23 protein-coding genes and 1 tRNA gene are annotated in these 26,159 nt (G+C 67.7%); 11 read left to right on the top strand and 13 right to left on the bottom strand.

The window, feature by feature from the left end; genetic code table 11:
- Positions 1-7: 7 nt before the first annotated feature.
- From ACYQ5L_RS34140 to ACYQ5L_RS34125, 4 genes are all read right to left on the bottom strand, one after another.
- Positions 8-328 (bottom strand): hypothetical protein, encoded by a 321-nt coding sequence (locus ACYQ5L_RS34140; protein ID WP_459962321.1) that lies wholly within the window; start codon positions 326-328, stop codon positions 8-10.
- Positions 329-602: 274 nt separating this feature from the next.
- The gene (locus ACYQ5L_RS34135) at positions 603-1,583 is read right to left on the bottom strand and encodes a ribose-phosphate diphosphokinase (protein WP_379201754.1); all 981 of its coding nucleotides are present in this window, start codon (positions 1,581-1,583) and stop codon (positions 603-605) included.
- Positions 1,580-3,061 carry a bifunctional UDP-N-acetylglucosamine diphosphorylase/glucosamine-1-phosphate N-acetyltransferase GlmU gene (gene glmU, locus ACYQ5L_RS34130; protein ID WP_459962320.1) on the bottom strand — a complete coding sequence of 494 codons (1,482 nt, stop codon included), beginning with the start codon at positions 3,059-3,061 and terminating at the stop codon, positions 1,580-1,582. The genes ACYQ5L_RS34135 and glmU overlap by 4 nt, the downstream gene beginning before the upstream one ends.
- Positions 3,062-3,169: 108 nt before the next feature.
- Positions 3,170-3,240: transfer RNA gene (locus ACYQ5L_RS34125), tRNA-Gln, on the bottom strand.
- A gap of 307 nt (positions 3,241-3,547) precedes the next feature.
- Between ACYQ5L_RS34125 and ACYQ5L_RS34120 the strand changes: the two genes are divergently transcribed.
- The 5 genes from ACYQ5L_RS34120 to ACYQ5L_RS34100 all read left to right on the top strand — a co-directional run bounded on the left by ACYQ5L_RS34120 (position 3,548) and on the right by ACYQ5L_RS34100 (position 10,493).
- Positions 3,548-4,162: a TetR/AcrR family transcriptional regulator gene (locus ACYQ5L_RS34120; protein WP_379201789.1), complete on the top strand. Its 615-nt coding sequence runs from the start codon at positions 3,548-3,550 to the stop codon at positions 4,160-4,162.
- Between the two features lie 217 nt (positions 4,163-4,379).
- The gene (locus tag ACYQ5L_RS34115) at positions 4,380-5,027 is read left to right on the top strand and encodes a TetR family transcriptional regulator (protein ID WP_379201750.1); all 648 of its coding nucleotides are present in this window, start codon (positions 4,380-4,382) and stop codon (positions 5,025-5,027) included.
- Positions 5,028-5,414: 387 nt separating this feature from the next.
- Complete coding sequence (gene mfd / locus ACYQ5L_RS34110) at positions 5,415-9,032, top strand: transcription-repair coupling factor (protein WP_459962319.1); 3,618 nt, start codon at positions 5,415-5,417, stop codon at positions 9,030-9,032.
- The gene (locus ACYQ5L_RS34105) at positions 9,029-9,727 is read left to right on the top strand and encodes a nucleoside triphosphate pyrophosphohydrolase (RefSeq protein WP_459962318.1); all 699 of its coding nucleotides are present in this window, start codon (positions 9,029-9,031) and stop codon (positions 9,725-9,727) included. Before mfd ends, ACYQ5L_RS34105 begins: the two co-directional genes overlap by 4 nt.
- Positions 9,728-9,791: 64 nt before the next feature.
- Positions 9,792-10,493: a sensor domain-containing protein gene (locus ACYQ5L_RS34100; protein WP_459962317.1), complete on the top strand. Its 702-nt coding sequence runs from the start codon at positions 9,792-9,794 to the stop codon at positions 10,491-10,493.
- 54 nt (positions 10,494-10,547) lie between these two features.
- On the opposite strand, the gene ACYQ5L_RS34095 is transcribed toward ACYQ5L_RS34100, so the two are convergent.
- Together ACYQ5L_RS34095 and ACYQ5L_RS34090 are read right to left on the bottom strand one after the other, a co-directional pair.
- Positions 10,548-11,123, bottom strand: coding sequence for a TerD family protein (locus ACYQ5L_RS34095; protein WP_379201742.1), 576 nt, complete (start codon positions 11,121-11,123; stop codon positions 10,548-10,550).
- A gap of 150 nt (positions 11,124-11,273) precedes the next feature.
- On the bottom strand, positions 11,274-11,654 hold the full coding sequence (locus ACYQ5L_RS34090; RefSeq protein WP_459962316.1) for a pyridoxamine 5'-phosphate oxidase family protein: 381 nt from the start codon (positions 11,652-11,654) through the stop codon (positions 11,274-11,276).
- 528 nt (positions 11,655-12,182) lie between these two features.
- On the opposite strand from ACYQ5L_RS34090, the gene ACYQ5L_RS34085 reads away from it, so the two are divergent.
- Entirely contained in the window at positions 12,183-13,640 is a 1,458-nt protein-coding gene (locus tag ACYQ5L_RS34085; RefSeq protein WP_459962315.1) for a stealth family protein, read from the top strand.
- Between the two features lie 19 nt (positions 13,641-13,659).
- On the opposite strand, the gene ACYQ5L_RS34080 is transcribed toward ACYQ5L_RS34085, so the two are convergent.
- The 7 genes from ACYQ5L_RS34080 to ACYQ5L_RS34050 all read right to left on the bottom strand — a co-directional run bounded on the left by ACYQ5L_RS34080 (position 13,660) and on the right by ACYQ5L_RS34050 (position 21,524).
- On the bottom strand, positions 13,660-14,109 hold the full coding sequence (locus tag ACYQ5L_RS34080) for a flavodoxin domain-containing protein (protein WP_459962314.1): 450 nt from the start codon (positions 14,107-14,109) through the stop codon (positions 13,660-13,662).
- Between the two features lie 204 nt (positions 14,110-14,313).
- Complete coding sequence (locus tag ACYQ5L_RS34075) at positions 14,314-15,264, bottom strand: phosphodiesterase (RefSeq protein ID WP_459962313.1); 951 nt, start codon at positions 15,262-15,264, stop codon at positions 14,314-14,316.
- Between the two features lie 143 nt (positions 15,265-15,407).
- A complete protein-coding gene (locus ACYQ5L_RS34070; protein WP_459962312.1) occupies positions 15,408-16,820 on the bottom strand; it encodes an MATE family efflux transporter in 1,413 nt (470 codons plus the stop codon).
- On the bottom strand, positions 16,817-17,986 hold the full coding sequence (locus tag ACYQ5L_RS34065) for a PLP-dependent cysteine synthase family protein (protein WP_459962311.1): 1,170 nt from the start codon (positions 17,984-17,986) through the stop codon (positions 16,817-16,819). Before ACYQ5L_RS34065 ends, ACYQ5L_RS34070 begins: the two co-directional genes overlap by 4 nt.
- A 76-nt stretch (positions 17,987-18,062) precedes the next feature.
- A complete protein-coding gene (locus ACYQ5L_RS34060) occupies positions 18,063-19,415 on the bottom strand; it encodes an alanine racemase (RefSeq protein WP_459962310.1) in 1,353 nt (450 codons plus the stop codon).
- A 46-nt stretch (positions 19,416-19,461) separates the two neighbouring features.
- Positions 19,462-20,424: an ornithine cyclodeaminase family protein gene (locus tag ACYQ5L_RS34055; RefSeq protein ID WP_459963630.1), complete on the bottom strand. Its 963-nt coding sequence runs from the start codon at positions 20,422-20,424 to the stop codon at positions 19,462-19,464.
- Between the two features lie 23 nt (positions 20,425-20,447).
- The gene (locus tag ACYQ5L_RS34050; protein ID WP_459963629.1) at positions 20,448-21,524 is read right to left on the bottom strand and encodes a TauD/TfdA family dioxygenase; all 1,077 of its coding nucleotides are present in this window, start codon (positions 21,522-21,524) and stop codon (positions 20,448-20,450) included.
- Between the two features lie 243 nt (positions 21,525-21,767).
- Between ACYQ5L_RS34050 and ACYQ5L_RS34045 the strand changes: the two genes are divergently transcribed.
- The 5 genes from ACYQ5L_RS34045 (at position 21,768) to ACYQ5L_RS34025 (ending at position 26,129) form a co-directional block, all read left to right on the top strand.
- Complete coding sequence (locus ACYQ5L_RS34045) at positions 21,768-22,508, top strand: lytic transglycosylase domain-containing protein (protein WP_459963628.1); 741 nt, start codon at positions 21,768-21,770, stop codon at positions 22,506-22,508.
- A 154-nt stretch (positions 22,509-22,662) separates the two neighbouring features.
- Positions 22,663-23,949, top strand: a complete 1,287-nt coding sequence (gene eno, locus ACYQ5L_RS34040; protein WP_459962309.1) for a phosphopyruvate hydratase — start codon at positions 22,663-22,665, stop codon at positions 23,947-23,949.
- A 30-nt stretch (positions 23,950-23,979) separates the two neighbouring features.
- Positions 23,980-24,609: an FtsB family cell division protein gene (locus tag ACYQ5L_RS34035; RefSeq protein ID WP_459962308.1), complete on the top strand. Its 630-nt coding sequence runs from the start codon at positions 23,980-23,982 to the stop codon at positions 24,607-24,609.
- Positions 24,606-25,166: a DUF501 domain-containing protein gene (locus ACYQ5L_RS34030; protein ID WP_459962307.1), complete on the top strand. Its 561-nt coding sequence runs from the start codon at positions 24,606-24,608 to the stop codon at positions 25,164-25,166. Before ACYQ5L_RS34035 ends, ACYQ5L_RS34030 begins: the two co-directional genes overlap by 4 nt.
- Positions 25,167-25,169: 3 nt before the next feature.
- Positions 25,170-26,129 (top strand): Ppx/GppA phosphatase family protein, encoded by a 960-nt coding sequence (locus ACYQ5L_RS34025; protein ID WP_459962306.1) that lies wholly within the window; start codon positions 25,170-25,172, stop codon positions 26,127-26,129.
- Positions 26,130-26,159 lie beyond the last annotated feature (30 nt).

The following is a 26,159-nucleotide window of genomic DNA, read 5'->3' as shown; positions in this document are numbered from 1 at the left end:
TCCGGTGTCAGTCGCCGGGCTCGTCCACGATTTCCATGGCCGCGACCTCGGCGGGCCGATCGTCCTCGGACTTGTACTCGTCACGCCGGCGGCGGCGGGTCCACTCCTGGTCGAGCTCGGCCTCGATGCCCAGGCGCCCGGTGTCGTCGTTCTCCCGATTCCGGATGACCAGGTCCTCGGGCGGATCGGCGATATAGCGCTCGTATTCGCGGATCTCATCGGCTTGGTCGTCATCGCCGAGGTCGTAGTCGAGATCCTCGACGTCGTCGTCGGTGTCGAAGACCGCGTCCATCAGCTGGTCCTCGTCCTCACCGGGCCGGTCATCCATACGGCACTGCCTCTCCGCGCGTCAGCGCACCTCGAGCAAACCACCGTTTACAGGATTCAACGCTACCGCTGCCATCCGGAAGGTTCACCCATTGCCGCTCGATTTTCCGCAAACCGGACGCACCTCACGCGAAAGGCCCCCTTCGCAGTAGCGAAGGGGGCCTACGTTCAGGGGTGGGGCTGTTCCCGGGGCGGGGAGAACTCCGCTGTCCGGGGCGAAGCCCCGATGTTCCTGGGGGTTCGGGGGCGAAGCCCCTGAGAGTCCCGAGAGTCGGCTACGCCGATCCGTTGAAAAGCCCGGTCACGGAACCGTTTTCGAAGACCTCGCGGATGGTCTGCGCCAACAGCGGGGCGATCGACAGCACGGTCAGCGTCGGGAACTTCTTGGCCTCGTCGATGGGCAGCGTATCGGTGACCACGACCTCCTTGGCGCCGCAGGCGGCCAGCCGCTCGGAGGCCGGGGCGCTGAGGATGCCGTGGGTGGCGGCGATGACCACATCGCCCGCGCCGGCCTCCTTGAGCACCTTGACCGCGCCGGCGATGGTGCCGCCGGTGTCGATCATGTCGTCGATCAGGATGCAGGTGCGGCCCTCGACCTCGCCGACCACGCGGTTGGCCACAACCTGGTTGGGCACCAGCGGATCACGGGTCTTGTGGATGAATGCCAGCGGCGCGTCACCGAGGTTGTTGGCCCACTTCTCGGCCACCTTCACACGACCGGCGTCCGGGGAGACGACGGTGATGTTCTCCAGGGTGTAGTTGGTGCGAATGTGCTCGGCCAGCTGCACCTGGGCGTGCATGTGATCGACCGGGCCGTCGAAGAAGCCCTGGATCTGATCGGTGTGCAGGTCGACGGTGATGATGCGGTCCACGCCGGCGGTCTTGAGCAGATCGGCGATGAGGCGAGCGGAGATGGGCTCGCGGCCGCGGTGCTTCTTGTCCTGGCGGGCGTAGGGGTAGAACGGCAGCACCGAGGTGATGCGCTTGGCCGAACCGCGCTTGAGCGCGTCGATCATGATCAGGTGCTCCATGACCCACTGATTCAGCGGGGCCGGAAAGCTCTGCAGCACGAAGGCGTCGGAGCCGCGAACCGATTCCTCGAACCGGACGAAGGTCTCGCCGTTCGCGAAATCGCGCGCGGTCTGGGGGGTGACGTGGACGTTGAGTTCCTTGGCCACCGCCTCGGCGAGCTCAGGATGAGCGCGTCCCGAGAACAGCATCAGGTTCTTGTGGTTTTCGGTAGAGAACGCGGTCACTGACGTTCGCCATCCTTTTGCTCGTCGGTAATCTCATTGGCCGCGATGGCCATATCGGCAGCCTTTGCGGCATCGGTGCCGGGGCGATTGCGCTGCACCCAGCCTTCAATATTGCGCTGTGCCCCACCCGACACCGCAAGAGCACCCGGGGGAACGTTTCTGCGCAGTACAGTACCTGCCGCCGTATACGCGCCGTCACCCACCGTGACAGGTGCGACGAACATGGTGTCGCTGCCCGTGCGCACGTGCGAGCCGACGACGGTGTGGTGTTTCTTCACCCCGTCGTAGTTGACGAAGACGCTGGACGCGCCGATGTTGCTGTGCTCGCCGATGGTGGCATCACCCACATAGGTGAGGTGCGGGACCTTGGAGTGCGCGCCGATGGCGGCGTTCTTGGTCTCGACGAAGGCGCCGAGCTTGCCGGAATCGCCGACCGAGGTGCCGGGCCGCAGATAGGTGAACGGGCCGACGGTGGCGCCGGGGCCGATGCTGGATTTCTCGCCGTGGGTGCGGATCACCTTGGCCCCCGCACCGACCATCATATCGGTGAGCGTGGAGTCGGGGCCGATCTCGGCGTCCTCGCCGATCACGGTGTCGCCCAACAGCTGTACGCCCGGGCGGATGATGGCGTCGCGCCCGATCACCACGCTGCCGTCGATCCAGGTGCTGGCCGGATCGACAATGGTGACGCCGGCGCGCATGTGCCGTTCGACGATGTAGCGATTGAGGGTGCGCCCGGCGTCGGCCAGCTGCACCCGGTCGTTGACGCCGGTGACCTTGGCCGCGTCCAGCAGGCGCGCGCCGTGCACCGGATGCCCGGCCTCGCGGGCCAGCTTCAGCACATCGGTGAGGTACAGCTCGTGGCGGGCATTGGCGGTGTCGATGCGGGAGATCATGACCCGCAGCACGGCGGCGTCGAAGACGTAGACGCCGGAGTTCACCTCGGTAATGGCGGCCTGTTCCGGAGTGGCGTCGGCGTGCTCGACGATTTCCAGCACCCGCCCGTTGTCGTCGCGGACGATGCGGCCGTAGCCGTTGGGGTCCTCGGGTTCGAAGGTCAGCACCGTGACGGCGGAGCCCTCGGAGTAGCTGCGGTGCTCGTCGAGCAGCGCGTTGAGGGTGTGCCCGTCCAGCAGCGGCACGTCCGCGTAGGTGACGAGCAGGTTCCCGCTGAAATCGGCGGGCACCGCGGTGAGCGCGCACTGGACGGCGTGGCCGGTGCCGCGCTGTTCCTCCTGTACCGCGAGCACGATCTCGCGATCGAGCTCCTTGGCCACCGCCCCCACGGAGGCCCCTACTTGTTCGCGGTCGTGTCCGACGACGGTGATGAGGTGCGTCGGGTCGATCTCGTTCGCCGCATGCAGCGCGTGCGCGAGCATGCTGCGGCCGGCCAGCGGGTGCAACACCTTGGGGGTCTTGGACCGCATTCGAGTTCCGGCTCCGGCGGCGAGAACGACGACGGCGGTCTGCTGTGGCATGGATCTCCCTCGGCTGCGCGTCATCGTGCTGAGTTCTTCATTGTGCTGGGCCACAGTTGTGCTGCGTCAGCGATGTGCGGGGCCAACGATAGTGACCCTGCTCGCGAGCTCCGCCGCCAGGACTCGAACCTGGACTAACTGAACCAAAATCAGTGGTGCTGCCATTACACTACGGCGGATTGACACCGGCGGACCGTACGGTTCGCCGCTCTCTATCAACGGCATGCGCCCTAGATACTCGCACACGGGACCATGATTTCGCGATTTTTGATGGCCCCCGGCGTCCCGAGGCAGTAGCCGGCAGCTCCGCAACGCGACGAACGCCCTGGCGCGCCCGACGCGGCGGCAAAAATCGCGTGAAGGCGGGGGAGTCTGGAAGAGTTGTAGGACGGGCGTACGGGATTTGGGCGTACGGAATCGGCAGAGACCTAGTGGGAGGCGGGAGCGATGGCTTCGGGTGAAGCGAACCGGGTGTCGCGCCCGCGCATGACCGGGACGCAGCGCAGACAGCAGCTGATCGAGATCGGCCGGGCGCTGTTCGCGGAGCGCGGCTACGACGCGACCTCGATCGAGGAGATCGCGCAGCGGGCCCAGGTCTCCAAACCCGTAGTGTACGAACACTTCGGGGGCAAAGAGGGGCTGTACGCCGTCGTCGTGGATCGGGAGATGTCCACGTTGCTCGAGATGATCAGCGCCTCGCTCACCCAGAACCGTTCGCGGGTGCGCCTGGAACAGGTGGCGCTGGCGTTGCTCACCTATATGGAGGAGCGCACCGACGGCTTCCGCATCCTCATGCGCGATCAGCCCGTGTCGGCGGCGGAGGGCACCTACTCGTCTCTGCTCAACGAGGCCGTGAATCAGGTGGCGCACATCCTCGCCGGGGATTTCGAACGGCGTGGTTTCGATACGAGTCTTGCGGTCTTGTACGCACAAGCGCTGGTGGGCATGGTCGCCACGGCCGCCACCTGGTGGCTGGACGAGCGGTCCCCGTCCAAGGAAGTGGTGGCCGCGCACCTGGTGAATTTGTGCTGGAACGGGCTCACGCATTTGGAGGCGGACCCCAAGCTGGCCTCGGAATGGCCCAGCGGCAAAGGGGTATGAAACCTATCGGTCTGAAACTTTCGTCGCGCCGCGGCGGAACTGGACAGTTAACCAGCGAATTGCGAAGGAGGACGGGTCGAATGCTCGAATCGGCTGGCATCGCGCAGCCGGGTGGTACGGTTCACCCATCCTTCGAGTGCTGTTCGAACTGTGATGTCGGTCAACTTCGGGATGTCGGTCTACTTCAGGATGGCTGGTTTGATGACAGGCGGATCTGATGGCTAGGCAAGCGCGTGCGGAGATCACTCGCGATTCCGTGCTCGCGGGCGCGGCCGATGTCTTTCTGCGACTGGGCTATGCGAATGCGAGCCTGTCCGAGATCATCGCACAATCGAATGTGACCAAGGGCGCCTTGTACTTTCATTTCGGGTCCAAGGAAGAGCTCGCCAGGGCCGTTGTCGATCAGGGCAACGAGCGGCTGGTCGGCGCCTGCCAGGGCTTCTTCGATCCGCGCGTGCCCGCCCTGGAGGCGTGCATCGGGATCACCTACGTGGTGGCCGATCTGACCATGAACGATCCGATGGTCGGGGCGATGCTCAAGCTGACCCACCAGATCGGCGACTACCGCGGCGCCCAGGGCGACAATATCGCCAAGACCTGGGGCGAGACGCATCGTTTGCTCGCCGAGCGCGCCATAGCCCAGGGCGACCTGAAGGCCGACCTGGACCCGGAGACGATCGGCCTATTACTCCAGGAGATGACCACCGGCGTGCACATCGTCGCGGTCAGCACGGAGTCGATCGACCAGATGGCGACCCGCATGGAACGCGCCTGGTACTTCCTGCTGCCGTCGATCGTGCCGGATGAGAAGGTCGCGTACTTCAGGGAATTCGCAGCCCGCCGGCTGCGGCGGTACGTGCAGTAACCCCCGAGAAACAACCCCCCCTCCCACCCTCCATCAGCAGTCCGCCGCAGGCGAACTGTCAATGAACTGTAGGGATGACAGTTGGTGCATCGACTGTGTGGGTTCGGGGCCGTCTCGATTTTGGACTGAGTGGAGCGTGCGTCGGAGCGGGGGAGCGAAGCGGAGGAGCTCCGGCGTGCGCGGAGGGAGGGAAAAATCGAGACTGTCAGGCCCCGAACCCCGCCGGAGCGAAGCGGAGGCAAATTAAACACAGCCACGAGCGTCCCTGATCAGACCAACCCTCCCCCCTCCAGCCACAAGCCGAGTGCGTGTCAGCCACTGTCCGCCCCAACTTATAGACTCGTTTGGCCGTCGTGAACCGCTGATCTGCGCCGAGGAGTCTGCCCCATGTCGACCCATCGTCCACCTCTGGCCGGGCTTGCCGCGGTGGCTGGGTCCGACACCGCGTTGCAGCAGGTCAAAGACCTGACCGGCCGCAATTCGGCAATGCTGGTAGCACCGTCGGCGGTGCGCCCGTTCGTGGCCGCGACCATCGCCGAGCAGCGCCCGCTGGTCGTCGTCACGGCCACCGGCCGCGAGGCCGACGACCTGACCGTCGAACTGTCCGAGATTCTCGGCGACACCGTCGCGCTGTTCCCGTCGTGGGAGACGCTGCCGCACGAGCGCCTGTCGCCTGGCGCCGACACGGTCGGCAAGCGGTTGCAGGTCATGCGGCGGCTCGCGCATCCGGAGGATCCGGTGTACCCGGAGCCGCTGCGCGTGGTCGTCACCACGGTGCGCTCACTCATGCAGCCGATGGCGCACGGCCTCGGTGATATCGAACCCATCGTCCTGCGCCCCGGCGCGAGCTTCGACTTCGACGAATTGCTCACGCGGCTGGTGGAATTCGCCTACGAACGCGTCGACATGGTCGGCAAGCGCGGCGAGTTCGCGGTGCGGGGCGGGATTCTGGATCTGTTCCCGTCCACGGCGGATCATCCGGTGCGCGTGGAGTTCTGGGGCGATGAGATCAGTGAGCTGCGGGCGTTCTCGATCGCCGATCAGCGGTCCATCCACGATGTGCCGATCGAGGTGGCGGTCGCCCAGCCGTGCCGGGAGTTGTTGCTGACCGCCGAGTTGCGGGAGCGGGCCGCGCGGGTGGCGGCCGAGAATCCGGCGGACGCGGCCCTGGTCGAGATGCTGGAGAAGATCTCCCAGGGTGTGCCCGTGGAGGGCATGGAGGCGCTGCTACCGGTGCTGCAACCGGGCGAGCTACATCTGCTCATCGATGCGCTGCCCGCGGAAACGCATGTGCTGCTGTGTGATCCGGAGAAGATCCGGACGCGCGCCGCCGATCTGGTGCGCACGGGGCAGGAGTTCCTGGAGGCGTCGTGGACGGCGGCCTCCTTCGGCGGGGCCGCGCCGCTGGGGGCGCACGGACTCGATCTGGCCGCCTCGTCCTATCGGGGGCTGGATGTGGTGCACGCCGATGCCGAACGGCGCGGCCTGCCCTGGTGGACGCTGAGCCCGCTCGCGGCCGACGATCCGAACGAGATCGCGCTGCCGGTGCAATCCGCGCCGTCCGCGCGCGGGTCCGAGGAATTGGTCGCGACCATCTTCGCTTCCCTGCGCGCGCATGTCTCGACGGGCGGGCGCGCGGTCATCGTGGTCGCGGGACACGGTACGGCGCAACGTATTCTGGAACGCCTCGCCGATGCCGAGGTGCCCGCGGCGACGCTGGAACCGGGTGCGGAGCCGGTGCGCGGACTGGTCGGCGTGCTGTGCGGTTCACTGCACGACGGCGTGGTCTTCGACGACGCCAAGCTCGTCGTCATCGCCGAATCCGATCTCACCGGCAATCGCGTCACCGCGCCCGCCGAAGGCAAGAAGCTGGCCGCGCGGCGGCGCAATCAGGTCGATCCCCTCGCCTTGAGCGCCGGCGATATGGTCGTGCACGATCAGCACGGCATCGGGCGGTTCGTGGAGATGATCGAGCGCACCGTGGGCGGGGCGCGGCGCGAATACCTGGTCATCGAATACGCGCCCAGCAAGCGCGGCCAGCCGGGCGACCGGCTCTTCGTCCCGATGGACTCCCTCGATCAGCTTTCCCGCTACGTCGGCGGCGAGATGCCGAGCCTGTCCAAACTCGGCGGCTCCGACTGGCAGAACACGAAACGCAAGGCCCGCAAGGCGGTTCGCGAGATCGCCACCGAGCTCGTGCAGCTCTACGCCGCCCGCCAGGCCGCGCCCGGGCACGCCTTCGGCCCGGACACCCCGTGGCAGCAGGAGATGGAGGACGCCTTCGCGTTCACCGAGACCATCGACCAGCTCACCGCCATTGCCGAGGTGAAATCGGATATGGAGAAGGCGGTCCCGATGGACCGCGTGGTCTGCGGCGATGTGGGCTACGGCAAGACCGAGATCGCGGTGCGCGCGGCCTTCAAGGCGGTGCAGGACGGCAAGCAGGTCGCCGTGCTGGTGCCGACAACGCTGCTGGCGCAACAGCATCTGCAGACGTTCACCGAGCGCATGGCCGGCTTCCCGGTCACCGTGAAGGGCCTGTCCCGCTTCACCGATCCCGCCGAATCCCGCGAGATCATCGACGGCATGGCCGCCGGCGAGGTGGACATCGTGGTCGGCACCCACCGGCTCATCCAGACCGGTGTGCGCTGGAAGGATCTGGGCCTGGTCATCATCGACGAGGAGCAGCGCTTCGGCGTCGAGCACAAGGAGCACATCAAGGCGCTGCGCACCCACGTGGACGTGCTCACCATGTCCGCCACCCCGATTCCGCGCACCCTGGAGATGAGCCTGGCCGGCATTCGCGAGATGTCGACCATCCTGACCCCGCCCGAGGAACGCCATCCCGTCCTCACCTATGTCGGCGCGTACAACGACAAGCAGGTGGCCGCCGCCATCCGCCGCGAGCTGCTGCGCGACGGCCAGGTGTTCTACGTGCACAATCGGGTGTCCTCGATCGACAAGGCCGCCAAGCGGATTCGCGATCTGGTGCCGGAGGCGCGGGTCGCCATCGCGCACGGGCAGATGAACGAGGACACCCTGGAGAAGACCGTGCAGGGCTTCTGGGAGCGGGAATTCGACGTGCTGGTCTGCACCACCATTATCGAAACCGGCCTGGACATCTCCAATGCCAACACCTTGATCGTGGAACGCGCCGACGCCCTTGGTCTTTCGCAGCTGCACCAGCTGCGTGGCCGCGTCGGCCGCAGCCGCGAGCGCGGGTACGCCTACTTCCTGTACCCGCCGGAGAAGCCGCTCACCGAGACCGCCTACGACCGGCTCGCCACCATCTCGCAGAATTCGGACCTGGGCGCGGGCATGGCGGTCGCCATGAAGGACCTCGAGATTCGCGGCGCGGGCAATGTGCTCGGCGCCGAACAGTCCGGTCACGTCGCGGGCGTCGGCTTCGACCTGTACGTGCGCCTGGTCGGCGAGGCCGTGGAGGCCTATCGCGCCGCCGCCGACGGCCGCCCCATCACCGTCGACGAAGAGGTCAAGGAGGTGCGCATCGACCTGCCCGTGGACGCGCACATCCCGCCCGATTACATCGCCTCCGACCGGCTGCGCCTGGAGGCCTATCGCAAACTCGCCGCCGCCCAGGACGATTCGGCCCTGGCCGCCGTGGTCGAGGAGCTGGTGGACCGCTACGGCCCGCTTCCGGTCGAGGTCGGCCGGCTGGTCTCGGTCGCCAAGCTGCGCCTGCTGGCGCGCGAGTACGGCATTGTCGAGATCGGCGTCACCGGCACCACGCTCAAGGTGTCGCCGCTGCAGCTGCCGGATTCGAAACAGTTGCGGCTCAAGCGGCTCTACCCGAATGCCACCTACCGCGCCGCCACCGGCATCGTGCAGCTGCCGCTGCCGCGGGTGGAGGACAGCGTCGGCGCGGCCCGCGTGCGCGATGTGCAGGTGCTGCAATTCGTCGCCGATCTGCTGCTCGCCCTGGACGGGAAGGCCCCGGGCGCGGTGGATGTCCGCCTCGCGACCGAGGTCTCGGCCGCTCGATGAGCACGCCCGATGCGGACACCGCGCTGATGGCGCAGGCCCTGGCCGAAGCCGTCGACGTCATGGACCGGCTGTGGAATTTCGGCGGCTGGGAGGTCACCCAGACGCACGACTCGCTGCGCCCGTACCTGCTCGAGGAGACCTATGAACTCCTCGACGCCATCCAGGCCGGGGATGCCGAGACCATCAAGGAGGAGCTCGGCGATCTGCTGCTGCAGGTGCTGTTCCACTCCCGGATCGCCGAGGCCGCAGGCGAATTCACCGTCGCCGAGGTGGCCGCCGCGCTGGTCGCCAAGCTGACCCACCGCAGTCCGCACCTGCTGGACGACGCGTTCGGCGCGGAGGCCGATATCGAGGCCAAGATCGCCGCCCAGGAGCGCGCCTGGGAGGAGCGCAAGACCAGCGAGAAGTCCCGCCGCTCCTGTCTGGACGGCATTGCCATGGCCCAGCCCGCGCTGGCGCTGGCCGAGAAGATCCGCTCGCGCAGCACCAGGGCCGGCCTGCCCGACGACCTGATTCCGCCGCGGCTCCGCATCGTCGAACTGGGCGGTCCGGACAGCGCGGAGGAGCGCCTGCGCAAGGCGACCCTGGATTTCGCCGCCGCCATTCGCGCCGCCGAGGATGCCGCCGAGGCCGCTCGCGGGGAGCGCCGCGCGCTCTCGGCAGCGGAGTGGCGGCGGTATTGGCCACTGGATTAACGCCGGGCGAGCCTCCGCCGCGGCCCGCTATGCTTCAGCTGTTTTCGGGTTCAGAGGAGGACCAATGCGGGGGCGTGGGATCGCCGGGGTTGTGGCGCTGCTGTTCTTGGTTACCGGCTGCGGAAAGGTCGTGAGCGGTTCGGCCACACCGGATCCGATCGTGGCCAAGATGCCGCGGCTGACCCCCGACAAGATCGCCGATGTCATGCTCACCCCGGACGAGCTCGGCAAGGTGGTGGCCGCGACCGGCCTGAAACTCCAGTTCGAGAACACCGTGCCGACCGCCCCGAACTTCACCTATCAGCCGTCGCACTGCGGCCCCATGCTCTACACCGGCAACTCCGACACCTATGGCGACAAATGGACCGGCTACCGGCTGCGCTCGCTGCAGGAGGGTCCCGAGGAGTACGACCACGCCATCTACCAGACCGTCACGACCTTCAAGAACTTCGTGATCGCCGAGGACCTGGTGGCCGAATACCGCGAGGTCCTGTCGAAGTGCAAGGACACCGACGTCAAGACCACCCCCAAGGACGCCAAGGAACAGCCCAGCACCCTGCGGGTGACCGCGGTCCCGCACAACTCCGATCCGTCCGCCATCTCGGTGGACTGGACCGTCTCCTCCGACGGCACCACCTGGGTCTGCTCGGACACCATCCGCACCCAGGGCAATGCCGTCATCGAGGTCTCCAGCTGCTCCTACGCCGACGCCCGCACCTCGGCCGTCATCGCCGACCGCATCGCCACGAAAATCCGCGGACTCTGATCCGCCGCTACCGCTGCACAGGCGCGGCGGCGCAGAGCCCGCGATTCTCCCTCTCTAGACGTTGACCCCGTAATCGCGGGCAATGCCCGCCAATCCGGACGCGTAGCCCTGCCCGATGGCCCGGAACTTCCATTCCGCCCCGTGCCGGTACAGCTCACCGAAGACCATGGCGGTCTCGGTGGAGGCGTCCTCGGTCAGGTCGAACCGGGCCAGCTCGGCGCCGGTGACCGCGTCCACCACGCGAATGTAGGCATTGCGGATCTGCCCGAAGGACTGCCGGCGCATATCGGCGTCGTGGATGGAGACCGGGAAGAAGATATTGGTGATCGTCGGCGGCATGCCCGCCAGATCGACATTGATCACCTCGTCGTCGCCCTCGCCCGCACCGGTGAGATTGTCACCGGTGTGCTCGATCGTCCCCTCCGGCGAGCGCAGGTTGTTGTAGAAGATGAAATGCGCATCCGACAACACCCGCTGATTCGACCCGCAGGCCAGCGCGCTGGCATCCAGGTCGTAGTCCGCGCCCGTGGTCGTGCGTACGTCCCACCCCAGGCCGACCGCGACCTTGGTCAAGTTCGGGGCCTGTTTGGACAGCGAAACATTTCCGCCCTTGGCCAAGCTGACGCTCACAATTCTCCTTCCCCGCGGCGCAAGCACACCGCATCCCTTCACGATTATGGTCGATACGGAGGCGCATTGTGCGCGTTCAATTCCGTACCGCGGGTAGGAGTTCCCTTGGAAACCGGGGTCTTACACCTCAGTCCTGGCCCGGCTTCTCGTTCAATTACGGCCTGCCGCCATGGCTTTGAGCGTCGCGACCCGTTCCTCCAGGTAACGCAGCTCACTCGGGTCGAGCACCGTGCGCCGGATGCCGCCGGCCACCGCGAACGCCGACTGCCGGTGATCGTCGATGGCCTCGACCTCGATGGCGACCGCGGTGTAGTCCGCGGCCCCCGGCATGGGGTCGGCGATCACATGGGCGGTACCGCGCGCGCACAGCGCCACATTGCCGCCGCCGAGGATCAGCAGCGCCACCTCGGGTCGTGCCCGGAGCCGGGCCAGTGAGCCGCGATCGGATTTCAGGCTGAGCAGAATCCTCCTGTCTCCGGCGCGCACCGGCCAGGAGACCGGAATGGCATGGGGCGCTGGGTCGGTGGTCACCAGAACAGCGATGGTATCCAGTGGCCATTCGGGCAGGGTGTCCAGTTCGGGGTGGTCATTCTGAGCTGTCGAGGGCTCCTGACGCTCCCGCGCTTCGGCTACCATCCGCGTCACCTCACGATCGGGTTCACACAGCGGGCTGGACTGTGTTGCCATGAAGTGTATGCCGTTGCCGCCGTGGTGCGCTGGCGTCCAAGTTGATCATCCGATTCGCGAGGCTCACTCGTTTCCTTGGTTACAGATGTGAAAACACCGGTAGACCTGCGGGGTAATGGATTGACGAGAAGCGATAACGGCCTCATCATTCGTTACAGTCCCCTGTCTGAACGGGGTCGTGCGAGTAACCGGCCGATGACCGCCCGGTGAAGCTCGTCCGCCCATCGCGGCGTCGACGAACGCAACAGCATCAGAACACGGCGCGGTTACGCGCCCGGTGAACGAGTGAGGTGACTCAACGGGTTTCGCGGGGCCGGGCCGACCGCTGGGGGCAAACGTGAGGTGTAGAGCGCGACAGAGCGGAGATCGGTAATGGTGGATATGGGTTCGGGGCAGCCGCCGGTGGAGATGGTGGGGCGCTCGACGGCGGCGAATCTGGTGGTGTCGGCGGCGGTGCTGGAGGATCTGCGCTATCTGCGCGGTGAGTTGGCGGAGGCGGAGGTGCCGTACCTGCTGGTGCGCGATGCCGATCACCGGCTGGTGCTGGCGGTGGACAGCCTGCACCGGGCGGCCCTGCGGCGGGTGCTCGGTGCGGCCGTGGTGGCGGGCTTCTCGTGCAATGAGAAGCAGCGCAATGTGTTCCGGATCGGCCGGGATCTGGATCCGGCGCATCATGTCGATATCGAGTTGTGGGACTACCACGGCGACACCGTGGAGTGCCCGCGGCCCAATGCGCTGACCCGCAATGTCTTCGACCTCGCCGACGTCGAGCCGGCGACGGTGCTGCTCTACGACGCGAGCTGGCCCACGCTGGACGGTATGTTCGCGCCGCATCCCACCGATGTCGGCTTCGATATCGACATCGTGTTCTCCTGGGTGGACGGCAGCGATCCCGAATTCCGCGCTCGCCGTGCGGGAATGCTGGCGCAGGTGGTGGTCGGCGAGGGTGACGACGCCGACGCCCGCATCCGCCAGATCGACGAGCTGCGCTATGCGCTGCGCTCGGTGCACAAGAACGCGCCGTGGATCCGCCGCATCTTCATCGCCACCGATTCGCGGGTGCCCGATTGGCTCGCCGCCGACCCCAAGGTGACGATCGTGCGCGCCATCGACCACTTCCCTGACGTGAGCGGGCTGCCGATCTTCAATTCCCATGCGGTGGAATGCCAGTTGCAGCACATCGACGGGCTCTCGGAGCACTTCCTGTACTCCAATGACGACATGTTCTTCGCGCGCCCGGTGCGACCGTCCATGTTCTTCACGCCGGCCGGCATCAGCCGCTTCATCGAGGCGGGCACGCGCATCGGCCCGGGGCGCAACAATGAGCGCCGCAGCGGTTTCGAGAACGCGGCCCGGGTGAACCGCGCGCTGCTGCAGCGGCGCTTCGGCCACGTCATCACCCGGCATCTCGAGCACACGCCGGTGCCCTTGCGTCGCAGCGTCTTGCACGAGATGGAGCAGGTCTTCGCGGAGGATTTCGCGCGCACCCGCGCCAGCCGGTTCCGGGCAGCCACCGATATCTCGGTGACCAATTCGCTCTATCACTACTACGCGCTGCTCACCGGCCGGGCCGTCCCGCAGGAGGCGGCCAAGATGCGCTATGTGGACACCACCATGTACACCGGCCTCGCCCTGCTCGACGGGCTGGCGAAGCGGCGCAATGTGGATTTCTTCTGCCTCAATGACGGCAGCTTCCCGGAGGTGCCGGAGGCGGAGCGGGTGCGGGCGGTGTCGGAGTTCCTGGAGACGTACTTCCCGGAGCCCGCGCCCTGGGAGAAGCCGGACGCCATCGCGGGGACGATGGCGGCCTTCGAATCGGGCGCTGCCTGAACCGAATTCGTGGAACGGCTCAGGCCGGGGTGGGCACGGGCAGTCGCTCGGCCCACTCCCGGGCGTCCTGCTGCGGCCGGAACGAGGCCGAGGCGTCGTGCCGGCCGTGCTCGCCGACCTGGACCGCGCCCAGCGCACTGAACTTCTCCGCGCAGATCTCGCCGCCGCGGTTGAAGGTGTCGTCGTAGACGGAGTCGCCGAGTCCGTAGACCGCGAAGTGCAGCCCGGTGAGATCGGGCAGGCGGTCGTCGAGCTGTTCGAAGAACGGCTCCGCCCCCGTGGGCAGATCGCCGGAACCGTAGGTGGAGCAGACGAGTACGTGGAAGTCGCGAATATCGAGATCGTCCACGTCATAGTCGGACATGTCGTAGACCGAGACATCGTGGGACCGCATCAGCACATCGGCTATGGCGTCCGCCGCCAGTTCCGCGGTGCCCATTTCGGTACCGAACAACACCGTGACCCGCATGCCGGATCGACCTCCAACCGTATTGGTCTCGGGCTCCCCGTGGTGAAATGGGAGCCTTGCCTTTGACGGTTAGCCTATCCTAACTTTCAGTGTCACGCGGCAAGCCCCGTCGGAGGCTCGTGATCTCGGGGTAGCCGCCGCGCCGCGCCCGGCCTGCGTATCCCGCGCGACCCGAATCGAATTCCGAGCCGGTGCAGGATGACCTCAGCTAACCGTTTCCCCGTCGGACTCGGGGGTGGCGGCGCGGCGGCGTAGGACATGAGGGATGCCCGCCGCGGGTGGGATGACGATGCCGGCATCGGCCAGCCGCTTGGCCGCCTGCCGCGGATCGGCGGGTTCGCCGACCGTGGGCCCGGCGCCGATCGGCACCACCGAGTGCACCACGGTGTCCGGGTAGACGTGCACGTAGTTGAACGCCTGCGACCCGTCCCGGCCGCGCAGGCCGCCGGTCTCGACGGCCAGGTCCTGGCTGTAGCAGGTGGCCGAGGCGACCGACACCGGAATCCCGGCGAAGGTGGCGCTGGTCGAGAAGTGCAGGTGCCCGGCCAGAATGGCGCGCACATCGGTGCCGTCCAGGACATCGGCGAGGGGCCGCTGATCGCGCAGCTCCACCGTCACCGCCAGGTCGAGGACGCAGGGTATGGGCGGGTGGTGCATGGCCAGAATGGTGCCGAAGGGCGCGGGCTCGGCGAGCACCTTGCGCAGCCATGCCAGCTGGGCGGGGCTGATCTCGCCGTAGTGGTGGCCCGGCACGGTGGTGTCGAGGGCGATGATCCGCAGCCCGTCGAACATGTGCACGCGGTCGAAGGGTTTCGCGGAACCCGTTTCGTCTAGCAGGTTTTCGCGTAGCGCGGCGCGATCGTCGTGATTGCCGGCCACCCACACCAGGGGTGCGCCGACGCGCTGCGCGAACGGCTCCACCAGATCGCGCAGCCTGCGGTACGCGCCCGGTTCACCCTTATCGGTGAGATCGCCGGTGAAGACGATGGCGGTCGGGGTGATGCGGCTGGCCTCGGCCTGCCCGAGTAGCTCGCGTAGGCGGGCCTCGGCGTCCACATCGCCGTACAGGTCCCCGCCATCGATCAGATGCGTATCGCTGAAGTGGAACAGGACATGATCTGCCCTCGGATATTCGGCGACTCTCGTGATGTACACGGACATCCTCCCCGGCCAGTGGTGGTTCGCCCTTGGACTGCCTGCTTGCCGATTCCGTCGCAAGAATAGTCAAGCCTGTTAACTCCAGCCTGCCCGCGTCCAGTGACGGCATGCTTGCGGGAAGGTGAGTATTGCGTGTCGGCCTAGTGCTGGAGGCTATCGGCCAGCAGTCGGGGATGTGCCTGCTCACGCTCATGGAGCAGGGTGAAATACCGGCGCAGCATCAGGGCAGCGGTGGTGGCCAGACCCGCCGTGAGACCCCACCAGACCCCCGCCGCGCCCAGTCCGAGGGGGAGGGCGAGCAGCAGGGCAGTGGGCAATCCCACACCCCAGTAGCCGACCAGGGACAGCCGGAAACCGGCCTTGGTGTCCTTCAGGCCGCGCAGCAGACCGACGCCAATGTTCTGAGCCGCGTCGAAGAATTGCAGCACGATGGCGATCAGCAGCAGGGTGTGCGCGAGCGCCAGGGTCTCGGCGTCGGTGACGTCCATGAAGGGGCGCAGCACCCAGTTCGGGGCGATGGCGTACGCGGCGCCGGTGACGACGGTGACCACCAGGGCGTAGCGCAGCGCCAGCCAGGCCATCGACCGCGCATGCCCGAATTCGTCGCGGGCCACATCCCGGCTGACCAGGATGGACGCGCCGTGCGAGAGGCCGATGGCGACCTGGAACACGATGTAGACGATCTGGTAGACGACATTGTGCGCGGCCAGCGCGGCGGCCCCGAGACTGCCCATGACCAGGGCCAGCACCGAGAACATGCCGGCCTCGGAGCCATAGGTGAGCGCGATCGGCGTGCCCAGCCTCAGTTCCTCGCGCACCGTGCGGGCATGCACCGGCCACATGCGAATCGGCAGTGTCGCACCGAGTTCGGCATCGCGGCGCACCATGGCCCAGAACACCCCGAAGGTGATCAGGAAGACCAGCGAGGTGGCGACGCCGATACCGGTCAGGCCGAGCCGGGGCAGCCCCAGCCGGCCGTGCATGAAGGCCAGCGCCAGTACGAGATTCAGCGCGACCGAGCCGAGCGTCACCATGAGCAGCGCCTGCGGCCGCTGCATGCCGACGGTGTACTGCCGCAGCACCTGGAACCACAAGCAGGGCAACAGGCCCGGCGCGAGCGCCACCATCATGGGCCGCGCCTCGGACAGCACCGCGGCGTCCTGCCCGAGCCACTGCAGCGACCAGCCGAGCGCGATCAGCAGTGCGCCGCCGAGGATTCCGGCCAGGGTCGCGATCAGGAAGCTGGAGCGCACCACCTCGCGCACTTCGGCATTGACGGTGCGGCCGGTGGTCGGGCGGCCGCGCTTCTCGCCGCGGCTCACCACCGTCGCCACCTGATTGCCGGTGCCCGTGATCAATCCGACGCACATGGTGCGAATCTGGTTGAACAGCACCAGCGCCAGCCCGCCCGCCGCCACCTGCTGCACGCCGAGCGTGCCCATGAGCGCGATATTCGTGGTGGACACCGCCACCTGGGCGAGCTGGGTCAGGGCGATGGGCGTCGCCAGCGCGGTGAGCTGACGCCCATCGGTCTGCCGCAGACTGGTGATCATCGGGCCGCGGCCTCGCTGCGCTGCGCGCCGGCGGTCGCGGCAGCGGTGGGCGGCACCAGGATCGCATGGGTGGTCGCGGGTGCGTGGGCGGTCGCGGGCACACCGGTGGCGGCGCCGCGGTGCGCGGGACTGTAGCGGTCGAGCAAGTCGGCAACGCGCTGCTCGGTCTCCGCGTCGAGCAGATCCCGGTCGCTCATCCAGTCGTCGTCGAAGACGGTGTCGAGATACTTCTCGCCGCCGTCGCACACGATGCTGACGACATGGGAGCCCGCCGGGAATTCGTGCATGCGCTCCAGCGCGGCGTAGACCGATCCGCCCGCGGAACCGCCGATCATGAGCCCGAGCTTGGCGGCGATCACCCGGGCCGTGGCGAACGCCTCCACATCGGAGACCTTCAGGCCCTCCTTGAGCAGGCCCAGATCCTCCTCGACGATCTTGCCCGGATCCGCGCCCTCGGGGGTGCCGGTGCCGGACTGCCAGTACGGCCCGGCCGGACCGCCGAAGGCGATGGAGCCCACCGGTTCCACGCCGTAGAGCAGCGGTTCGTGGCCGAGGTCGCGCAGCCGGCGCGCGGTGCCGAACAGCGAGCCGCCGGTGCCGACGGCGGAAATCAGCACGTCCACCCGCCCGTCCAGATCGGCCAGCAATTCATCGGCGAGAGCGTAGTAACCGAGCGCGTTGGCGAGGTTGTTGTGCTGTTCGGTGAAGTAGGTGTTGGGCGTGCGGCCCTCCTGGATCGCGGCCTCGTTTTCCCGCCGCGCCAATTCCTCGGCGAGGTCCTCGCGCGCCGAGGTGGAAAGGCTGTCGTCACCGTCGTCGGCGACGAACACCAGTTTCGCGCCCATGGCTTTCATCGAACGGAGTTTGTCCTTGCAGGCGTGGTTGTCGACTACCGCGGTGAAGCGATACCCGCGTTCGGCCGCGATAACCGCCAGGCCCTGCCCGGTATTTCCGGAGGTCGATTCGATGATGTGCCCGCCGGGTGTCAGCAGCCCGCGTTCTTCCGCATCGTCGACCATGGCGCGAGCCATTCGGATTTTCGCGGCCCCGGTCGGATTCATGTTCTCGAGCTTGAGAAACAGCCGGGTGCCGGTGGCGGTGGCAGCCAGCTCGAACAGCGGGGTCCGGCCGATCAGGTCTGTCACGCGCGTGGTGACAACCGGCATGAACGTATCTCCTCGTGACGTAGGTGTTGTGCGTAAACAGGCAGTTCAACGACCTGGAAGGGAGCTGAGGGCAACCTTAGTCGACAAGCTTCCATTCGAATAGTCGAGCGTCCGGTCCGTCCCGTAACACGACCTTGGGGGGAATCGGGAGTTCATGAAAGGACGATTCGTTGCTGTCCTGCTGATAGCCCGCGGTATTGGGGTAGATGAGCAAATCGCCGGTGGCGGCGAGACGGGGGAGCGGAATGCGCCGCCGGCTCAACATGTCGGTTTCCATGCAGGAGGAGCCGCCCACACAGGTGGGGGTGACGGCGCCGGGATACTCCGGCCAGAGCACCGGATCGGGCAGGTATTCGCTGTCGAACCATTGTTCGGACAGGCTGAAGCTGGTGCCGTCCGCGGTCAGGATCACATACGGATAACCGTGCGCGGAACGCACTTTCACGCCCTGTACGCGGAAAACACTGCATCCGGCGCGATCCAGCAGGGCGCGGCCGGGTTCGATGGCCATTCGGATTCCTGTCGCACGCAGCTGATTTCCGAGCTCGCCGTGGTCGAGAATGGCTTCCAGCATGGCCGGTCCGGGCACCGGGCAATGATAGGGGTAATAGGAATCGAGTGCGGGGGCGCGGTCGCCGTGGAACCAGCGCTCGTTCACCCCGTCGAGAAAGGTGTGCCACGCCTCGGCGGGCACATAGTCCACGCCGAAGCCGCCGCCGATGGAGATGGTCGACACCGGATGCCCCAGCCCGCGCGCCTCCCGGCAGCGGGCGATCAGCTCCAGGGCCAGTTCGGCGCGGTCGGCGATCTCGTAGCCGGTCAGGTGAAAACTGAAGCCCTCCAGGCGGATCGCCTCCGCGTCGACGAGGGTGAGCGCCAGATCGAGTTCATCGCCGGTCATGCCGAACCGGCTGGCCGAGCCGCGCGGCAGCACGCGCAGCACCGCCCGCGTCGGAATGGCGGTCGCGGTCAGGCGCGCGAGCTCGTCGAGATCGTCGATGGCGATGAGGGCGCGCTGCTGGGCGGCCAGGCGCAGCAGCTCATCGGATTTGGCCGGCCCGGTCACCATGAGGTCCTCGCCGCGCACGCCGCCGGCCAGCGCCGCGGTGAATTCGCCGACACTGGAAACATCCACGCCCGCACCGGTTTCCGCGCAGGCGCGGACGACGGCGGGGGATTTGTTGGCCTTCTTGCCGTAGTAGACGGTCCCCACCACGCCCTTGCGGGCGAATACCCGTTGAAAGGCCCGGATATTGTGGACGACCCGTGCGGGATACAGCAGGTGGAACGGGCCGCCGATGCCATCGGCCATCTCGCGCAACAGATTCGGATCCGTCAGCAGGCGCTCTTCCCAGTCGTCCCGGTACGCGGGCATCGGCGCGGCGGTGATCTCGGAGAGGCCGCCGGGCGGCACCGTCAGGGTCTTCATGAAGTCCGTCAGAGCTGTCCCCCTTCATTCTGCGGCCGGGATCCCTTCAGTCCCACAGGGGGACCTCGGTTCCACGGCCTTGTTCGATGGCGCGGCCCGCGAGTGCGTGTGCGACGGCGATATCGGTGAGCACCAAGCCCGAGTTGTAGACGAAGATGCGTTCGTCATCGGAGGTCCGGCCGACCGCGCGGCGGCTCAGGATCTGGGGTAGCTCGGCGTCCACCGGGCGTAGTCGGCCGTCCGGGCCCGCCATATCGGTGCCGGTGAGCGCCATCTGCTCGGCGCTGGTGGCGATCACCCGATCGGCCTCGATCAGGGTGGAGGGCGCCAGGCCGTAGCCGACCAGCACCACCGTCGCGCCGGGGGCCAGGTCCTTGGCCTCGAGGGCGACCCGGGTGCCGGGTCCGGCGGTGGCCAGGATGACGTCGGCGGTGCGCGCGGCGGTGATCGGATCGCTCACGATCTCCAGTTCGGCCCGCGGATCGTGGTGCAGCAGTTGCCGGTACACGGCCTCCAGGCCCTCGGGATGGGTGCCGTAGAGCATGAGCTTGTTCAATTGCGGGTTCGCGGCCAGCAGGTGCGGCAGGGCATTGCGGCCCTGTTCGCCGGTGCCGATCAGCAGCACGCTGCGCGCGCCCGGGCGCGCGGTCTCGCGCACCAGCAGGGCCGAGACCGCGGGGGTGCGCAGGGCTCCCACGCGGGCGCAGTCCATCATGGCGATCGGCACGCCGGTGGCATCGTCGTAGAGCGTGATGGTGGTGTAGTACTTCTTGGTGCTGCGATCGTGCTGCGGATCGAACTTGTAGCTGGTCTTCATGGCCACCACCCGGCGGCGGCCGTCGCGGCCGAGCATGGCGTAGGCCACCGACCAGCCATCCGGATGGGCGACGCTGAGTTTGCGCGGATTGTCCGAATCCCCGCCCGCGAAGGCGAGATACGCGTCCTCGACGGCGCGCACCACCTCCGCGGGACTGATCGGCACATCCGCGAGATCGCTGCGGCTGAGCACGCGCAGCGGGGTGGGTCGGGTATTCACTTACGGTTTCCTAGCAGTCGGAACGGCGCCACCACCGATTGGCCGTATCCGTTCTCGGCGGCCTCGGATGGGTCGCGGCGGCGCTGGGGCAGACGGATGTTCACCCGTTTGAGCCACCTGTCGGTGCCGTCGTAACGGGGGGTGAACGGTACCCGTCCGTGCACCACAACGTCATTGTCCACCAGCAGCAACTCCCCGGGGGTCAAAGCGGCGGTGATGCATACCCTTTCGAGTTCGGCGCCCAAATGCTTGTAGGCGGCCCGGAATTCGGGGTCGGCCCCGGCGAGCGGGGTGTACGCCGGGTCGTAGCGGAGGGTGAGCCGGTTCGCGTCGCTGCCGAGGGTGGCGACGGCGGGCGCGACCGCGTCGGGGAAGTCGCTGCCGTAGGAGACGTCCGGCAGGATGGGCAGCTCCCGTCTGGAGAGCCGATCCCGTTGCGCCGCATCCAGTTCCACATTGCGCACCGAGGAGACGGTGGTGCCGACGCCATCGGGATTGCGTAGGCAGCCCAGCATGAGCAGGTTGGCCCGCCGCGGGTGGAAGGCATCCTCGGTGTGCGGGCTGAGCAGGGTGGTGCTGCTCGCGCCGGACTGCTCGTGCTCGTGTCCGGGCGTGGGCAGGATGTTGTTCACCAGCCGGCCCGCCTGCTGGCCCTGCCAGCCGAAGGGTTCGCCGGCACAGCGCGCCAGCAGCAACATGGTGATGTCGAGTTCGAAGGAGGCCGAGCCGCGCTCCGGTTCCCCGGCCCAGGCGGCGGCCTGTCGCCAATCCAGTGGCGTATGACCGAGTTCGGCGTCGCTGATCGGTAACCGGGAGATGACCGCGACGCCGGCGTCGGTGGCCGGTGCGCGCATGGCGTGGTGCACGTCCTCGGGCAATTCGCGATAACGGGCGTCGATGTGGTGCAGCAGGACCGAATCGGTGAGGGTGGCGGTGGTCGCCGTAGTGGTTTCTACTGTGACGGCGATCTCAGCGGCGAGGGCGCGGATCGCCCGTCCGGAGTTTGCCGAGAGTTCGCGTCGTTCGGGTTCCGAGGGGTGAAGCGTCTTACGTTCGGAGAGAACGCTTTTCACCAAGGGGATTGCCTTCCTGGCCTGGGAGGTGGCATGGGTTTTCTCGTTCGGTCAAGGAAGCTATCCGCCACAAACTGATTTGGCAAGGCTTACCTAAGGGCGTGTCTCGAAAATAGCTATTGCACATGAAAGATCAGCGGGGAGGGTATCCGACCCCGGACCCCCCGCGCGACTCGCGCGCAGCGGCGTTCACATTCCTGGTAGGAGGGCCGATCCATCTGGATGATGAGAAGGGTGCGTTCCATGAAGGCCGGCGTCGGCGCCGCTCTCACCCGCGCCGGCCTGTTGGGCACGGCGGCTGCTGTCGTGCTGCTAACCGGTTGCGGTGCAGCGAATCTCACACCCATTCCGGAGGGGATTCCGCCCGGCCCGGGCGCGCCGATCCCGGCCATCGATCTGAACGCGCCGGGCCGCACCGCCCTGCAGTTGCGCGCCTGGGCCGAGGAGCAGGCCGACCCGCTGGGCATTCCGGTGGTGTCCTTCGAGGCGTACGCCTATGCCGCAGCGGTCATGGCGCAATCGCGTCCGGAGTGCGGCATCGGCTGGACCACCATCGCCGCCATCGCGAGCGTGGAGAGCAAGCACGGCACCCATCGCGGCGCGGATGTCGGCGACGACGGCAAGGTGTCGCCCCCGATTCGCGGTATCGCGCTCGACGGTTCGCCGGGCGTGGCCACCATCCGCGACTCCGACGGCGGCAGGCTCGACGGCGACGACATCTACGACCGGGCCGTGGGCCCACTGCAATTCATTCCGGAGACCTGGCAACGCTGGGGCGTCGACGCCAATGGCGACGGCATTGCCGATCCGGACAATATCGACGATGCGGCATTGACCGCGGCGCGCTACCTCTGCGCCATGGGCGGCAATCTGGCCGAGGCTCCCGGCTGGCAGAAGGCGCTGCTCACCTACAACCAGTCCAATGCCTACATGAACAAGGTTCGCGACCGCGCCGCCGCGTACAGCGTGGGCCGGAAAGCCTGAAGCGCCGCGGGCGGAGCCCGAAGATATATCTTCCGGCCGACCACGGGCGCGCCGCAGGGGCGTTGCCACCAACCTGCGCCAGCACGTTAGGCTCGGACGCGCACGGACTACACCGTGCGACCTGCCGAGTCAGCAGCCGAAGGAGTGTCGTTTCGTGGCCATCATCGAACAGGTCGGAGCTCGCGAGATTCTGGATTCGCGTGGCAACCCCACCGTCGAGGTCGAGATCGCTCTCGACGACGGCACCCTCACCCGCGCGGCCGTGCCCTCCGGCGCGTCCACCGGTGAGCACGAGGCCGTCGAGCTGCGTGACGGTGGCGATCGCTACCAGGGCAAGGGCGTGCGCAAGGCCGTCGAGGGCGTCCTCGACGAGATCGCGCCGGCCGTGATCGGCCTCGACGCGGTCGAGCAGCGCACCGTGGACCAGACCCTGCTGGATCTGGACGGCACCCCGGACAAGTCCCGCCTGGGCGCCAATGCCCTGCTGGGCGTCTCGCTGGCCGTGGCCCGCGCCGCCGCCGAATCCTCGGGCCTGGAGCTGTTCCGCTACGTCGGCGGCCCCAACGCCCACGTCCTGCCGGTCCCCATGATGAACATCCTCAATGGTGGCGCGCACGCCGACACCGGTGTGGACGTGCAGGAATTCATGATCGCCCCGATCGGCGCGCCGACCTTCAAGGAGTCGCTGCGCTGGGGTGCGGAGATCTACCACACGCTCAAGTCCGTGCTCAAGGCCCAGGGCCTGTCCACCGGTCTCGGCGATGAGGGCGGTTTCGCGCCGGACGTCGCGGGCACCCGCGCCGCGCTGGACCTGATCGCCACCGCCATCGACAAGGCCGGCTACAAGCTGGGCACCGACGTGGCCCTGGCCCTGGACGTGGCCGCCACCGAGTTCTACACCGCCGGTTCGGGTTACAAGTTCGAGGGCGTGGTGCGCAGCGCCGCCGAGATGAACGCCTTCTACGCCGAACTGCTCACCTCGTACCCGATCGTGTCCATCGAGGATCCGCTGTCCGAGGACGACTGGGACGGCTGGGTCGCGCTGACCGACGAGATCGGCGACAAGGTGCAGCTGGTCGGCGACGACCTGTTCGTCACCAACCCGGAGCGCCTGGAGGAGGGCATCGCCAAGGGCGCGGCCAACGCGCTGCTGGTGAAGGTCAACCAGATCGGCACCCTGACCGAGACCCTGGACGCCGTGGACCTGGCCCACCGCAACGGCTACAAGACGATGATGAGCCACCGGTCCGGCGAGACCGAGGACACCACCATCGCCGATCTGGCCGTGGCCGTCGGCTCCGGTCAGATCAAGACCGGCGCCCCGGCTCGCTCGGAGCGCGTGGCCAAGTACAACCAGCTGCTGCGCATCGAGGACGCCCTCGGTGACTCGGCACGCTACGCGGGAGATGTGGCCTTCCCGCGCTTCGCGTTCGAAGGCTGACACTTCGAAGGCTGAACCCAAGGAGTCGAGATGACGGAGCGACGGGCACGCGGCACCAGTCCGGCCGGACGCGGTGACCGCCGCCCGTCGCGGACCGCCAAGCCGCGCGGCGGCGCGAAGCGGGCGGCGTCCGACACCGCCCGCACCGCCGCCGGCGCCAAGGCGGTCAAGCGCCGGGCCGCCAAAGCGACGGGCAAATCCACACGGCACGAACGCAAGATCCTCGGCATGTCCACCGGACGGGCCGTACTGCTCGCGGCGGTGCTGTGCGGGCTCGCGCTCACCCTCGCGGTGCCGCTGCGCACCTACTTCTCCCAGCGCGCCGAGGCCGCCGAACTGGCCGCCCAGCGAGCGCAGCTGGAGGCCGATGTGAACCGGCTGCGCGATCGCCGTGCGCAGCAACAGGATCCGGCCTACATCAAGGCCGAGGCGCGGGACCGCCTGCGGCTGGTGATGCCGGGGGAGACCCCCTACATCGTGCAGGTGCCCGGTATCGAGCAACCGGCCGTACCCGCCATGACCACCCACGCCAAGGCGCCCGATCCCTGGTACACCGAGCTGTGGCAGAGCATCGCCTCGCCGCAGCCGGCGACCACCGAACCCGAGAACCCGGCGGCCCCGGCGCCGCCCGCCCCGACCGAGGAAGGACCACCACGGTGACCGAATCCGAGAACGCCCGCCACCTGCCTGGGGACCCGCCCAGCGAGCGGGATCTCGAGATAGTCGCCCAGCAACTCGGCCGGGAGCCCCGCGGCGTGCTCGCCATCGCGTATCGCACGCCCGACGGCCTGCCCGCGGTGGTGAAGACCGCGCCCAAACTGCCCGACGGGACGCCGTTCCCGACGCTGTACTACCTGACCGATCCGCGGCTCACCGCCGAGGCCAGCCGGTTGGAGACCACCGGGCTGATGCGCGAGATGACCGAACGGCTCGCGCACGACACCGAATTGGCGGCCTCCTACCGCGCGGCGTACGAGAGCTACCTTGCCGAGCGCAATGCCATCGAGGATCTCGGCACCGATTTCGCCGGTGGCGGCATGCCGGATCGGGTCAAGTGTCTGCACGTGCTCATCGCGCACTCGCTGGCCAAGGGGCCGGGGCTGAACCTGCTCGGCGACGAGGCGGTGGCGCTGGCGGCCGAGCACGGGTTGCGCGGCACCGCGATTCCGGCAGACTGGCCGAACTACGAGCAGTACCAGGCGAAGTCGGAGGATTAGTCAATGAGTGAGCGGATCGCGGCCGTCGATTGCGGCACCAACTCCATCCGGCTCCTGATCGCCGATGCCGTCCGGGACGAGGCCGGAACGGTGCATCTGACCGATGTGCATCGCGAGATGCGGATCGTCCGGCTCGGACAGGGTGTGGACGCGAACGGCTCACTCCACCCGGAAGCCATCGAGCGCACTCGCGCCGCACTGCACGACTACGTCGATCAGATGATCGAGGCCGGGGTGATCAAGGTGCGCATGGTCGCCACCTCCGCCACCCGTGATGCGAGCAATCGCGACGACTTCTTCTCGATGACCAGCGCCGAACTCGAGCGGGTGGTGCCCGGTGCGCAGGCCGAGGTCATTACCGGCGATGAGGAGGCGCGGCTGTCGTTCGCCGGGGCGGTCGGCGAATTGTCCGCTGCGGAAGGGCCTTTCGTGGTGGTCGATCTCGGTGGCGGGTCCACCGAGGTCGTGCTGGGCGACGGCAACGGCGTGCAGTCGGCGTACTCGGCCGATATCGGCTGCGTACGGATCACCGAGCGCTGCCTGCGCGGCAATCCGCCCACCCGCGAGGAGGTCGCCTCGGCGCGGTTCTTCGCCTCCGAGCGACTCGCGCAGGCCTTCGGCGTGGTGCCGGTGGAGCGCGCGCACACCTGGGTGGGCGTGGCCGGGACCATGACCACGCTGGCGGCGGTCGCGCTGGATCTGCCCGAATACGATTCGGAGAAGGTGCATCTCACGCGTCTGTCGCTGGCCGAGGTGCGCGCGGTGTGCGATCGGCTGATCGGGATGGATCACGATGAGCGGGCCGCGCTCGGGCCCATGCATCCCGGGCGGGTGGATGTGATCGGTGGCGGTGCGGTGATCACCGAGGTGCTGGCCGATGAGCTGGCGCGGCGCGCGGGGATCAGCGAGCTGATCGTGAGCGAGCACGACATCCTGGACGGGATCGCGCTGTCGATCGCGTGATCGGGCAGCGCTGCGAAAAACCTGGCAACT

Source organism: Nocardia sp. IFM 10818 (assembly GCF_054655275.1).
This window is presented reverse-complemented; position numbering and strand designations above follow the sequence as displayed.

Coding starts and splice junctions, on each gene's coding strand:
- ACYQ5L_RS34140 (WP_459962321.1), bottom strand. CDS start 328: ATGGATGACCGGCCCGGTGAGGACGAGGACCAGCTGATGGACGCGGTC.
- glmU (WP_459962320.1), bottom strand. CDS start 3,061: ATGCCACAGCAGACCGCCGTCGTCGTTCTCGCCGCCGGAGCCGGAACT.
- ACYQ5L_RS34120 (WP_379201789.1), top strand. CDS start 3,548: ATGACCGGGACGCAGCGCAGACAGCAGCTGATCGAGATCGGCCGGGCG.
- ACYQ5L_RS34115 (WP_379201750.1), top strand. CDS start 4,380: ATGGCTAGGCAAGCGCGTGCGGAGATCACTCGCGATTCCGTGCTCGCG.
- mfd (WP_459962319.1), top strand. CDS start 5,415: ATGTCGACCCATCGTCCACCTCTGGCCGGGCTTGCCGCGGTGGCTGGG.
- ACYQ5L_RS34105 (WP_459962318.1), top strand. CDS start 9,029: ATGAGCACGCCCGATGCGGACACCGCGCTGATGGCGCAGGCCCTGGCC.
- ACYQ5L_RS34100 (WP_459962317.1), top strand. CDS start 9,792: ATGCGGGGGCGTGGGATCGCCGGGGTTGTGGCGCTGCTGTTCTTGGTT.
- ACYQ5L_RS34085 (WP_459962315.1), top strand. CDS start 12,183: ATGGTGGATATGGGTTCGGGGCAGCCGCCGGTGGAGATGGTGGGGCGC.
- ACYQ5L_RS34080 (WP_459962314.1), bottom strand. CDS start 14,109: ATGCGGGTCACGGTGTTGTTCGGTACCGAAATGGGCACCGCGGAACTG.
- ACYQ5L_RS34070 (WP_459962312.1), bottom strand. CDS start 16,820: ATGATCACCAGTCTGCGGCAGACCGATGGGCGTCAGCTCACCGCGCTG.
- ACYQ5L_RS34065 (WP_459962311.1), bottom strand. CDS start 17,986: ATGCCGGTTGTCACCACGCGCGTGACAGACCTGATCGGCCGGACCCCG.
- ACYQ5L_RS34060 (WP_459962310.1), bottom strand. CDS start 19,415: ATGAAGACCCTGACGGTGCCGCCCGGCGGCCTCTCCGAGATCACCGCC.
- ACYQ5L_RS34045 (WP_459963628.1), top strand. CDS start 21,768: ATGAAGGCCGGCGTCGGCGCCGCTCTCACCCGCGCCGGCCTGTTGGGC.
- ACYQ5L_RS34035 (WP_459962308.1), top strand. CDS start 23,980: ATGACGGAGCGACGGGCACGCGGCACCAGTCCGGCCGGACGCGGTGAC.
- ACYQ5L_RS34025 (WP_459962306.1), top strand. CDS start 25,170: ATGAGTGAGCGGATCGCGGCCGTCGATTGCGGCACCAACTCCATCCGG.